This window comes from Algibacter mikhailovii (genome assembly GCF_014651495.1).
GTDB lineage: Bacteria > Bacteroidota > Bacteroidia > Flavobacteriales > Flavobacteriaceae > Algibacter_E > Algibacter_E mikhailovii.
In genome coordinates, this window is the sequence record NZ_BMWZ01000004.1 from 303,741 (window position 1) to 316,317 (window position 12,577).

A 12,577-nucleotide genomic window follows, 5' to 3' on the forward strand; every position below is an offset into this window, starting at 1 on the left:
TACATTTTTGTAAATAACCTGAATTCATTTAAAGCATTAGTAATTGGTTACAGCAATAGAAAAGGAAATAGTAGACTTACTGCAAAATGGGGATAAAAAAGCCATTAGTCTGCTTTATGAGAATTATGCTGACGCTTTATATGGTGTGATTCAAAAGATTATTTCTGATGAAGACACGGCACAAGATGTGCTTCAAGAAACCTTTGTCAAAATCTGGCGATACGCAAAGAAATATGATGCCAATAAGGCCAAATTATTTACATGGTTATATCGCATAGCGTATAATACAGCTATAGACAAGGTAAGATCTCAAAAAAATAAAAGCGGGAAGGAAGTCCAGATTGAAACCTCTGCCGTATATAAAATAACATCCAACGAAATTAATCAGGATGTTATGGATATAAAAAAACATCTAAGCACAATAGATGAAAAGTATCAAATTGTAATTAACGCCCTCTTTTTTGAAGGCATGACGCAGCAAGAAGCTAGCGATGAATTAGATATTCCTTTGGGAACCATAAAATCTAGATTAAAAATAGGATTACGAGAATTGAAAAAAATTTATAATCCCTCAATATAATTAAGTCATGAATGAGAAAATCAATACTTTTTTAAGTTCTGGCCTATTAGAAAAATATCTTTTAGGTGATACCTCTACTGCTGAAACAGAAATGGTTGAATCTTATATTTCAAAATACCCAGAAGTTCAAAACGCATACAACACATTACAATTCAATTTAGAAATAGTTGCAAAAGCAAATGCGGTTGAAGCGCCAAAGCACATCTTAAATAACATATTAGATGAACTTGATGATAAACCAGTAATTGAATTAAAAAATTCTGGAAGTAAATACAAAAAGTGGTATAAGTACAGTATTGCAGCAAGTGTTGCTGCTCTTATTTTTGCTGGCACCTCTTATATTTTTTACAATCAGAACCAAAAATTATCGGAAGAAAACCAGGTGGTTGTTGAAGAAATCTATGATTTGAGAAGTGATATCGAGCAGAACAACAAAATGCTGGATAAAGTGATGAGACAACTTTTAAGGCTTAATAATCCTGAAACTGAAAAATATATTATTACAGGAAATGAACGTGCAAAGGATTTAAAAACTGTAGCCTATATTAACGCCAAAGAAAAGACTTCAATGATTGATGTGGTGTCTTTGCCCGAATTACCAAAAGAGCAATGCTACCAAATTTGGGCTGAATTGCAAGGGAAAATGGTAAACCTTGGTATTTTAGATAAAGCTGACAGAAAATTAAGAAACATTCCTTACATGGAAGATGCCCTCGCATTAAGTATTACTATAGAGCCAAAAGGCGGAAACAAAATAGCTTCTGTTGAAAACTCTGTAGCACAAATTAGTTTACAATAATCCATTGAACTAATCAAAGAAAAGCCTCGTTTAATAATTACACGAGGCTTTTTATTTGTTCTTATTTGTCAATACAATTACTCTTTATCAAATAACGCCTTGTGAATAAATCCTGCAACTAATGCACCAGCAATAGGAGCTACCCAAAACAACCATAGCTGACTTGTAAATTCACCTCCAGCAAATATAGCTTGACTTGTTGATCTAGCTGGATTTACAGATGTATTCGTAATAGGTATACTTATCAAATGAATTAAGGTTAAACCTAATCCTATAGCTATAGGAGCAAAACCTTTGGGAGCTCTTTCATTAGTGCTTCCTAAAATAATAAGCAGAAAAAACATGGTGAGTAAAAATTCGGCAATCAAAGCAGCGGTCATAGAATACCCATCCGGTGATAGGGCATCATAGCCGTTTGCAGCAAATCCACCAATAGTAACAAAATCAGATTTATTGGTTATGATCAAATACAAAGCTCCGGCTGCAACAAAAGCACCTATTAATTGTGCCAGAATATACCCTACTAAATCTTTAGCGTCAAACTTCCCTCCTGCCCAAAGTCCAAAAGAAACCGCTGGATTAAAGTGTCCTCCCGAAATATGACCCACAGCATAAGCCATTGTCAATACGGTTAAACCAAAGGCTAAAGCGACACCTACAAAACCAATTCCTAAATCTGGGTAACCTGCCGCAAAAATAGCACTACCACAGCCTCCAAAAACTAGCCAAAAGGTACCAAAAAACTCTGCAAATAATTTTTTCATAATATAAATATATTTAATGGATTAGAATTTAAATGTACAAATAAGTTCCTTAATGCGGAAACACCAAAAACATTTTAGCCATACTTCTTATTAAATAAATGCTCTAAAAGCATATCTTTGCATAAATTATCACTTTTAATAAATGAAACTTTTTTTTATAACTATTGCGCTTTTAGCAGTAGGTATTGCTGGAATAGCAATTAAAATTTGGGCAAAAAAAGACGGTAAATTTGCAGGAACGTGTGCAAGCCAAAACCCCGTCTTAAATTCAGAAGGGGAATCCTGCGGTTTTTGTGGTAAAACGCCTGACCAATTTAGCGAATGTACTGAACCCCAACATTCATAAATAGTTTATGGCATTACTTGATATTGTTTTCTGCGCATTTATTGTTGTAGTTGTTATTCAAGTCTTTTATTATTTGTTATTATTTTCCAGATTTGCTTTTTCAAAGCAAGAAAAGGCTAGTTCTGAAAACCACCCAGTATCCGTTATTATCTGCGCTAAAAATGAAGGAACCAATTTAAAGACTTTTCTACCTTCTATAGTTTCTCAAAAGTATCCCAAGTTTGAAATTGTACTAATTAATGATTCATCTAGTGATAATACTTTAGAAGTCATTAAACATTTTGAATCCCAACATGACAATATAAAAGTTGTTGACGTCAAAGGCATAGAAGCCTTTTGGGGTAATAAAAAATATGCATTAACTCTAGGTATTAAGGCATCATCCTATGATTATCTTTTATTCACTGATGCGGACTGCCAACCTTTATCTGAATTTTGGATTCAAGAAATGAGTGCTCATTTTAGCACCAAGAAATCTATTGTTTTGGGATACGGCGCTTATGCTAAAGTAAAAAAATCATTTCTAAATAAATTGGTGAGATTTGAGACAGTGACTACTGCTATCAATTATTTTTCTTTTGCCTTAGCAGGGATGCCATACATGGGTGTTGGAAGAAACCTGGCCTACAGTAAAGACGAGTTTTTTAAGGCCAATGGTTTTATAAATCATATAAAATTACATTCTGGTGATGATGACTTATTTGTAAATCAGGTTGCTACATCACAAAACACGGCAGTGGTTTATTCAAAAGACGCCTTTACTGAATCAAAACCAAAGGCAAGTTTTAACGCTTGGTTTAAACAAAAAAGAAGACACGTTACCACTGCAAAGCACTACCAATCAAAACATAAAGTATTACTTGGTATGCTTTTTAGTTCAAATCTATTTTTTTGGCTCTTATCATGTTTTCTATTTCTGACTGGATATGAATGGAAAATTGTGCTCGGGTTGTTTTTAAGCCGCCTAATTATTCAATACATTACTTTTGGTTTTTCTTCGAAAAAACTCAATGAAAAGGACCTCATCTATTTTTTGCCTATTTTAGAAATATTTTTAATTATTACTCAATTTACTATATTTATAATCAATCTTATTTCAAAACCTAGCCATTGGAAATAGAGAAAGCTATTAAACTTGCAAAAAATAATGACCAAAAAGCATTTAATTATTTGTTAGATATCTATTGGGACAATGTTTATGGCTATCAACTTAAACATACTCAAAACGAGAATGATGCCGAGGATATTACCATTCAAACATTTTCCAAGGCATTCGACAAAATAAATACTTTTGATGAAAATTTCAAATTCAAGACTTGGTTAATTTCCATATCAAAAAACATCCATATTGATTTATTGAGAAAAGAAAAAAAATCCATTTCTCAGTTAATATCGAATGATGAGAAAGAGGTATTCCAGGTTATAGACGAATCCCCTACTCCCGAAGATAAACTTATTACAGAACAGCACCTGGCTAAGTTACTTCGTGATATAAAAAAACTGAAACCACATTACCAAGAAGTTATCAACCTACGCTATTTTCAAGAATTAAGCTACAAGGAAATATCTAAAGAGCTCAATGAGCCTATGAATAATGTCAAGGTAAAACTACTTAGAGCTAAAAAACTTCTAGCCGAAATTATACGAGAGAAATAAATGCTCAATAAATTAAAAACCCTAGGACCAGGACTCATCTTCGCCGGCGCATGTATAGGCGTTTCTCACTTAGTTCAGTCCACACGGGCAGGGGCAGATTTCGGATTAGGTTTAATTTGGGCTTTACTGTTGGTAAACCTGTTCAAATATCCTTTTTTTCAGTATGGATCACGCTATGCTACGGCCACTGGAGAAAGCTTGTTGGATGGCTATAAAAAACTAGGACGTGGAATTTTAGTAGCATATTTTATTATTAGTTTTGCAACAATGTTCACCGTACAAACTGCGGTAACCATTGTAACTGCCGGCTTGGCTTCATCAATTTTTGGAAATATTATTAGTTTAAAAAGCTGGACAATAATCATTCTTATAATTTGCTTGATTATCTTAATTCTTGGTAAGTACCGACTACTAGATAGGTTAATAAAAGTCATAATAATAACCCTTACGCTTAGCACGCTAACAGCCGTTATCATGGCCCTAACAAAAAATTCCACTCCAATATCTTTACAACAAGTTTTACCGAAAAATAAGATTGAAATCGCATTCTTAATCGCTTTCATGGGCTGGATGCCTGGTCCTTTAGATATATCTGTCTGGCAATCTTTATGGTCTCTAGAAAAACAGAATACCACAAAAAACTACAACACTAAGTCGGCTATTTTTGATTTTAATGTAGGCTATATTGGCACCGTAATACTGGGTATTGGTTTTGTATTATTAGGCACGTTAATTATGTTTAATTCTGGCGAAACCTTTAGTAATTCGGCTACCATATTTTCTGGACAACTTATAAATATGTACACCACAAGCTTAGGAAATTGGGCCTATATTATAATAGGTATTGCTGCGTTTACAACCATGTTTAGCACAACGCTTACAACGCTCGATGCCGCTCCTAGGGCTATGGACAAAACCACACAGTTACTTTTAAAAAAATCAAATATGTTTAATTACCGTTTTTGGATTGGCATCCTCTCCATTGGAACGGTTTGCATTTTTTTATTTTTTGCAGCAGAAATGGGGTTTTTAATTAAAGTGGCCACTATTTTATCATTTATTACAGCGCCTTTTTTTGCCATTGTCAATTACAAATTAATTTCAGGAAAGCACACTCCAAAAGCCTACCACCCCTCTAAATCCCTGCATATTTTAAGTATTTCAGGTATTATTTTTTTAATCGGTTTTAGCCTTTGGTATATCACAACGCTATAAGTCTTATTAAAGAATACTTCGTATCTTTGTATGCGATATTTTTTCAACTATGAACACAGATACTACTTCAAATATTTTACCAGAACGTCAGGCTAAACCAAAATGGCTTAGGGTTAAACTTCCTACCGGAAAAAAATACACAGAACTAAGAGGTTTAGTTGATAAATATAGTTTAAATACCATCTGTACTTCTGGTAGTTGTCCAAATATGGGAGAATGTTGGGGAGAAGGAACTGCTACCTTTATGATACTGGGAAATATTTGTACACGTTCATGTGGCTTTTGCGGCGTTAAAACGGGTAGACCGGAGACTGTGGACTGGGACGAACCTGAAAAAGTAGCGCGTTCAATAAAAATCATGAGCATTAAACATGCTGTCTTAACAAGCGTTGATAGAGATGACTTAAAAGATATGGGTAGTATTATGTGGTCTGAAACAGTAAAGGCCGTTAGACGCATGAACCCTAATACAACACTAGAAACTCTTATCCCTGATTTTCAAGGTATACACAATCATATTGATCGAATTATTGATGTGGCGCCAGAGGTGGTTTCCCATAATATTGAAACCGTTCGTCGTTTAACGCGTGAAGTAAGAATACAGGCCCAATATGATCGCAGTATGGGGGTATTAAAATACTTAAAACAACAAGGTCAACGTAGAACTAAATCTGGAATCATGTTAGGTTTAGGCGAAAAACGAGAAGAAGTTATACAAACATTACATGACCTAAAAGCTAATGATGTTGATGTTGTTACCATTGGGCAATATCTTCAACCTAGCAAGAAACATTTACCGGTTAAACAATTTATAACACCCGATCAGTTTAAAGAGTATGAAGAAATTGGATTAGATTTAGGCTTTAGACATGTTGAAAGTAGCGCACTAGTTCGATCTTCTTATAAAGCTCAAAAACATATCAATTAGACATGATTAATGTTGCCATTAACGGTTTTGGTAGAATAGGTCGTCGTGTTTTTAGATTACTTCAAAACTCCAAACAGTTTAAGGTTGTAGCCATTAATGATTTAGCTGATGCTAGAACATTGAGTCACTTATTAAAATATGATAGTGTTCATGGTGTTTTTGATGGCAACATTACATCAGGACCCAATTTCATTAATATTGCGGGAAATAGCGTTTCCTTATTAAATGAATCTCACCCTAAATCTATTGACTGGAGACCATTCGATGTTCATTTTGTGATCGAGGCTACAGGTAAGTTTAAAAATAGTGCCGCACTCAAGCATCATATAAAAAATGGAGCCAAACAGGTTATCCTAAGTGTTCCTGCTGATGAGGAAAACATTAAAACCATTGTTTTAGGCGTAAATGAAGATACCATTAATGGTACTGAACTTATTATTTCAAATGCATCGTGCACCACTAACAATGCTGCACCTATGATAGATGTAATTAATACGCTTTGCGGCATTGATCAAGCTTATATTACCACAGTCCACTCATATACCACAGATCAGAGTTTGCATGACCAACCCCATCGCGATTTAAGACGATCTAGAGCGGCAGGTCAATCTATTGTTCCAACAACTACAGGTGCGGCAAAAGCATTGACTAAGATTTTTCCGGATTTATCTAAAGCTATTGGCGGGTGTGGCATTAGAGTTCCAGTTATTAATGGCTCTTTAACAGACATTACATTTAATGTAAAAAAACAAGTTTCTATTGATGACATTAATAATGCTTTTAAAATAGCTTCTAAAGCACAATATAAAGGAATTATTGAATATACTGAAGATCCTATTGTTTCTATAGATATTGTTGGAAATAGACATTCCTGTGTTTTTGATTCTCAGATGACATCTGTAATTGGAAACATGGTTAAAATAATTGGCTGGTACGATAATGAGTCGGGATATTCGCAACGAATTATAGACCTAATGTGCAATTTATCGGAAAAAATTCCCATTTGTCGATAAAATAATTATATTTGTCTGTATTATTAATTTAATTATGTCCCATACTAAACACTACTTTTATATTATTTTGCTAATTTTTAGTCTAAGTCTATCTGCTCAAAATACGATGGAAGAGGATCCTGAAATTACACAGAATAATATAAATTACCGCATTTTACAGTCGCAAACCGAACTACAAAACTTCAATTACTATAATGCTCAAAAGCATTTAGATGAAGCTCTTGAATTGGCTGAAAAAGGAGACAATAAAAAAAGTCTTGGTCTTATTTATGCACTTAAAGGGCGCATACAATTAATTATTGATGAGAAAGACAAAGCCATAAAGTCTCTGAATAAAGCCATTGAAATACAGCGTATCATTGATGACAATCTAAATTTAGGCAGTTCGTACAAAACCTTTGGAGATGTTTATTTGGCAAAAAAAGATTACTATTCTGCCTTAGACTCTTACCGTGCTGCCAAATCAAAATTTGAAGAAGAAGAACTCAATGAAGAATTAGCTGAAACTTTATTACGAGAAGGGAAAACCTATATTGAATTAAAAAATTATCACAAAGCTCGTGATGTTATTGAGCAAGCATTGGCCATTGCTAAGAAGTATGACTATTTAGAAACACAAAGTGGATCACTTATTAACCACGCCCTAGTCTACAATAAATTAGGTAATAATGAAAAAGCTATTGCCGCAGGTAAAGAAGGCATACAAATTGCAAAGACAAAACAATTTAGCAACACGCTTAATCAAGGTTATTTAGTCGTTAGTAATGTATATAACAATATTGGAAGTTATAAAAACTCCAGAGAGTATTTGAATCTACATTTAAAACTTTCAGATTCCATAAGAAATTTAACTCGCATAAATTCCTCTAGTGATCAAGAAACACAATACCTTCTGAATGAAGAAATTGAGAAAAACCATGAAATTGTAGAGAAATTAGAAAAAGCTGAAGACGATAAAAATTTAGGCACTCTTATTTCAATTTTAAGTGTGGCTTTAATTACAATTTTATCCCTTCTAACGTTATCATTATATAAAAACAATAATATTAGGCTGAAGACTAATAACATGCTCCACAAAAAAAATGGAGAGCTTATTATTGCCAAAGAAAAAGCTGAATTAGCATCTAAAACTAAAGCCAATTTCTTGTCAACCGTTACGCATGAGCTCAGAACACCATTATATGCCGTAACAGGTTTGAGCAATATGCTTTTGGAAGAAAACCCCAAACCTGAACAAGTACAACATTTAAAATCGTTAAAATTCTCAGGAGACTATCTCCTTACCTTTATTAATGATATACTTCAAATCAATAAAATTGAAGCAAATAAAGTTGATATTGAACCGGAACCATTTAATCTTAATAAAAAAATAAACAATATTGTTTTAGCTTTAAATAATTCTGCGCAAAGTAATAACATCAAAATTCATTTTGAATATGATAAAGATTTACCAGAAAACTTTATTGCTGACCAATTAAAAATATCTCAAATTTTAATTAACCTAATTGGTAACTCTATTAAGTTTACCAAAAATGGTGACATATGGATTCGTGCCTATAAAATAGAAGAAAAAGGCAAAATATATACCTTGCGTTTTGAAGTTGAAGATAATGGTATAGGAATTAGTCAGGAAAAACAAGATCATATGTTTGAGAGCTTTTCTCAAGGCTCAATTCAAATTAACCGTAAATATGGCGGAACTGGTTTAGGGCTATCTATCGTTAAAGGACTTATTGATATTTTAAAAGGTAAAATTTACGTAAAAAGTGAATTAGACAAAGGAACCACTTTCTATTTTGAAATACCTCTTGAACATAGTACAGTAGAAGAAGCTCAGGAAAAGAGAGTAAATTATTTTGATGGCAACAAAGCCGATTTAGATTTAAAGAGCGTTAAAATATTAGTTGTTGAAGACAACAAAATCAATCAAATGATCACTAAAAAGATTCTTACTAAAATGGAATTAAAATGTGACATTGTCGATAACGGTGAAGATGCTGTAGAAATGATAAAAGCTAATGACTATAACATCATTTTAATGGATATTCATATGCCTGGTATTAGTGGTATGGAGGCTACAAAAATTGTTAGAACTTTTGATAAAGAACTCACCATTTTCGCTCTTACAGCCGTAACGATTGAAGATAAAATGCATGAATTTGAAGAAGCTGGGTTTACTGATATTATCCCTAAACCGTTCAAACAAGAAGAGTTTGAGAAAAAACTTTACAACGCTTTAGCTTCAAAAAACACGAATACTATTGCTAATGCTTAATAAACGTTTTAATTTGATTATTAAACGCTAACTCATTGTCAATAGCTATGCTTATTGGTATATAATAAAGCTTGTGAGCAATACTATCAAATTTCTTAAGCCTCATAAAGTCTTTCTCGGTGGTCAGAATACGTGCTTTATTAGCAAATACATGAATATCATCTTGCGTAAAATCGTGATGATCTTTAAAATTAAAATGTTCAAAAGTTAAGTTCTCTGCCTTTAAAAACGCAACTAATGGTTCTGCATTGGCAATACCTGTTACTAAAACAAAATCCTCAAGTTCATTTAATAATAGCGAGTCATTGGCTGAGAAGAGCTTATCAGAATAAACTATTGAACTAAAAAAAACACTTTGATAAGACTTAGGTTTAATACGTTTTAAAATGTCATTTTTCTCATCATCCATTAAACGATTAGGACATTTGGTAACCATTATAATGTTTGCACGATTGGCACCACTTCTCGGCTCTCTTAAATCACCGGTTGGTAGCACAATATCTTTATAATATGGTTTTTTATAAGTGGTTAATAAAATATTAAAACCAGCTTTTACTTTTCTATGTTGCAAAGCATCATCTAATAAAATTACTTCAGGTTTAGAAGCTCTTAAACGTGTAATACCGTGTTGCCTATTTGAATCAACAGCAACCATAGTTAAATCTTTAAATTTGGAATAAAATTGAAAGGGTTCGTCTCCAATAGAATCAGCAGTAGAATCTTTATTAGCTAGCTGAAAACCCTTTGTTTTTCTTTTGTACCCCCTACTTAAAGTAGCGAGCTTAAATTCTTCATTTAGTAAATCAATAAGGTACTCAATCATTGGTGTTTTACCCGTACCACCAACACTTAAATTACCCACGCAGATTACAGGAAAATCATAGGATTTAGAAGATTTTATTCCCAAATCATATAATTTGTTTCGCAGCCAAGTCACCAAAAAGTAAATAGGGACGACCGGAAATAATATGTATCTTATTATTTTCATCATAACGAAAGTATAATATTTTATCTTTGAACCAAACAAATAAAGTATGATTGTACAAGATATCATAAATCATTTAGAGGAACTTACCCCTTTAAACTATGCCGAAGATTTTGATAATGTGGGGCTTTTAGTAGGTGATAAAACACAAGACATAACAGGCATACTTGTTACCCTAGACACCCTTGAAAGTATTGTTGATGAAGCTATTTCAGAAAATTGCAACTTAATTGTAAGCTTCCACCCTATTATCTTTAAAGGCCTAAAAAAGTTAACAGGAAAAAATTATGTGGAGCGCGTTGTTATGAAAGCAATAAAACATGATATTGCCATTTACAGCATGCATACAGCTCTTGACAATTCGATTCAAGGTGTCAATAGTATTATTTGTAATCAATTAGGATTAATAAACAAGCAAATTTTAATCCCACAACCGGGAACCATAAAAAAACTAACCACTTACGTACCTAAAAGTGAAGCTCAAGCGCTAAGAATGCATTTATTTGAAGCTGGTGCTGGAAGTATAGGCAATTACAATAACTGCAGTTTCAATGTTGAAGGTTACGGCACTTACACTGGTAATGCGAACTCTAATCCTACCAAAGGAAAAAAAGGAGAAATGCATACCGAAGAAGAAACTAAAATTACGGTAACCTTTGCAAAACATTTGCAGTCAGCAGTTCTACAGGCTTTATTTAAAAATCATTCGTATGAAGAAGTTGCCTATGAAGTGACTACCATAGAGAATACGAATCAAAATATAGGGATGGGAATGATTGCAGAATTCCCAGAACCAATGAATGAATTAAGTTTTCTGAATCATTTAAAATCAAAGATGAAAACCGAATCTATACGGCACTCTTTACTTTTAGACAAACCCATCAAGAAAGTAGCCGTTTTAGGAGGCTCCGGAAGTTTTGCTATAAATGCTGCAAAAGCCGCTGGTGCTGAAGCCTTTGTGACGGCAGATTTAAAATATCACGACTTTTTTTCTGCTGAAAATCGCATTCTTTTAACTGATATAGGACATTATGAAAGTGAGCAATTCACAAAAAATGAATTAGTAGCACATCTTACAAAAAAAATTACTAATTTTGCAATCATTTTATCAAAGATAAACACCAATCCTGTTAAGTATTTTTAAAGTATGGCTAAAAAGAAAGAAGTAACTGTTGAAGAGCGCTTAAGAGCTTTATACGATTTACAACTCATCGATTCTCGTATAGATGAAATAAGAAATGTTCGTGGAGAACTTCCTTTAGAGGTTCGTGATTTAGAAGACGAAGTTGCTGGATTAAACATAAGATTAGAAAAATTAGTTTCTAATTTAGAAATAATAGACAATGATATTGCTAGTAAAAAGAATTTGATTGAAGAATCAAAAGCTTTAATGAAGAAATATGCTGAGCAGCAACAAAATGTTAGAAATAACAGAGAGTTCAATTCTTTAACTAAAGAAATTGAGTTCCAAGAATTAGAAATAGAGTTAGCTGAAAAACACATCCGCGAATTTAAAGTTCAAATTGAACAGAAAAAAGAAGTGATTGGAGAGACTAAAGAGCGTTTAAAAGAGCGTGAAAGTCACTTAAAACACAAAAAAGGAGAACTTAATGCTATTCTTGCTGAAACTGAAAAAGAAGAAAAGGCTTTAATTGCAAAATCGGAAGAATATAAGCAACAAATAGAAGCTCGTTTAGTATCGGCTTACACCAGAATAAGAACTAATGTAAAGAACGGTTTAGCAGTTGTGCCAATTGAAAGAGGCGCTGCAGGAGGTTCGTTCTTTACCATTCCACCACAAATTCAAGTTGAAATTGCTTCACGTAAAAAAGTAATTACCGATGAGCATAGTGGACGAATTTTAGTGGATTCAGCATTAGCCGATGAACAAAAAGTGAAAATGGAAAAAATGTTTGCTAAACTTTAATCCATTGAAACAATACATAATTTAGAGCCTTCAGTATTAAACTGAAGGCTTTTTTATTTCCTAAATTTAGACGCCCTTGAAGCCTGTTC

Annotated in this window: 13 protein-coding genes; 11 read left to right on the forward strand and 2 right to left on the reverse strand. The window is 33.1% G+C overall.

Going from position 1 to position 12,577, the window contains the following annotated elements; genetic code table 11:
- Positions 1-43: 43 nt before the first annotated feature.
- Both IE051_RS10100 and IE051_RS10105 read left to right on the forward strand, forming a co-directional pair.
- Positions 44-580, forward strand: coding sequence for an RNA polymerase sigma factor (locus IE051_RS10100; RefSeq protein WP_189360655.1), 537 nt, complete (start codon positions 44-46; stop codon positions 578-580).
- A 7-nt stretch (positions 581-587) separates the two neighbouring features.
- Complete coding sequence (locus tag IE051_RS10105; RefSeq protein WP_189360656.1) at positions 588-1,379, forward strand: anti-sigma factor; 792 nt, start codon at positions 588-590, stop codon at positions 1,377-1,379.
- Between the two features lie 77 nt (positions 1,380-1,456).
- On the opposite strand, the gene aqpZ is transcribed toward IE051_RS10105, so the two are convergent.
- On the reverse strand, positions 1,457-2,143 hold the full coding sequence (aqpZ, locus tag IE051_RS10110) for an aquaporin Z (protein ID WP_189360657.1): 687 nt from the start codon (positions 2,141-2,143) through the stop codon (positions 1,457-1,459).
- Between the two features lie 142 nt (positions 2,144-2,285).
- On the opposite strand from aqpZ, the gene IE051_RS10115 reads away from it, so the two are divergent.
- The 7 genes from IE051_RS10115 to IE051_RS10145 are packed head-to-tail and all read left to right on the forward strand — an operon-like array spanning position 2,286 to position 9,576.
- Entirely contained in the window at positions 2,286-2,489 is a 204-nt protein-coding gene (locus IE051_RS10115; protein WP_189360658.1) for a membrane or secreted protein, read from the forward strand.
- A 7-nt stretch (positions 2,490-2,496) separates the two neighbouring features.
- A complete protein-coding gene (locus IE051_RS10120) occupies positions 2,497-3,609 on the forward strand; it encodes a glycosyltransferase (RefSeq protein ID WP_189360659.1) in 1,113 nt (370 codons plus the stop codon).
- On the forward strand, positions 3,600-4,145 hold the full coding sequence (locus IE051_RS10125; protein ID WP_189360660.1) for an RNA polymerase sigma factor: 546 nt from the start codon (positions 3,600-3,602) through the stop codon (positions 4,143-4,145). The genes IE051_RS10120 and IE051_RS10125 overlap by 10 nt, the downstream gene beginning before the upstream one ends.
- Positions 4,146-5,360: an Nramp family divalent metal transporter gene (locus IE051_RS10130; RefSeq protein WP_189360661.1), complete on the forward strand. Its 1,215-nt coding sequence runs from the start codon at positions 4,146-4,148 to the stop codon at positions 5,358-5,360.
- Positions 5,361-5,409: 49 nt separating this feature from the next.
- The gene (gene lipA, locus IE051_RS10135; protein ID WP_189360662.1) at positions 5,410-6,288 is read left to right on the forward strand and encodes a lipoyl synthase; all 879 of its coding nucleotides are present in this window, start codon (positions 5,410-5,412) and stop codon (positions 6,286-6,288) included.
- 2 nt (positions 6,289-6,290) lie between these two features.
- Positions 6,291-7,301 (forward strand): type I glyceraldehyde-3-phosphate dehydrogenase, encoded by a 1,011-nt coding sequence (gene gap, locus IE051_RS10140; protein ID WP_189360663.1) that lies wholly within the window; start codon positions 6,291-6,293, stop codon positions 7,299-7,301.
- 34 nt (positions 7,302-7,335) lie between these two features.
- Positions 7,336-9,576 carry an ATP-binding protein gene (locus IE051_RS10145; protein ID WP_189360664.1) on the forward strand — a complete coding sequence of 747 codons (2,241 nt, stop codon included), beginning with the start codon at positions 7,336-7,338 and terminating at the stop codon, positions 9,574-9,576.
- Here the strand turns inward: IE051_RS10145 and lpxK are convergent.
- On the reverse strand, positions 9,566-10,567 hold the full coding sequence (gene lpxK, locus IE051_RS10150; protein WP_308427720.1) for a tetraacyldisaccharide 4'-kinase: 1,002 nt from the start codon (positions 10,565-10,567) through the stop codon (positions 9,566-9,568). The two genes, IE051_RS10145 and lpxK, sit on opposite strands and share 11 nt — an antisense overlap.
- 43 nt (positions 10,568-10,610) lie before the next feature.
- Between lpxK and IE051_RS10155 the strand changes: the two genes are divergently transcribed.
- Both IE051_RS10155 and IE051_RS10160 read left to right on the forward strand, forming a co-directional pair.
- Positions 10,611-11,705, forward strand: coding sequence for a Nif3-like dinuclear metal center hexameric protein (locus IE051_RS10155; RefSeq protein WP_189360665.1), 1,095 nt, complete (start codon positions 10,611-10,613; stop codon positions 11,703-11,705).
- A 3-nt stretch (positions 11,706-11,708) separates the two neighbouring features.
- Positions 11,709-12,488: a zinc ribbon domain-containing protein gene (locus IE051_RS10160; protein ID WP_189360666.1), complete on the forward strand. Its 780-nt coding sequence runs from the start codon at positions 11,709-11,711 to the stop codon at positions 12,486-12,488.
- Positions 12,489-12,577: the final 89 nt, after the last annotated feature.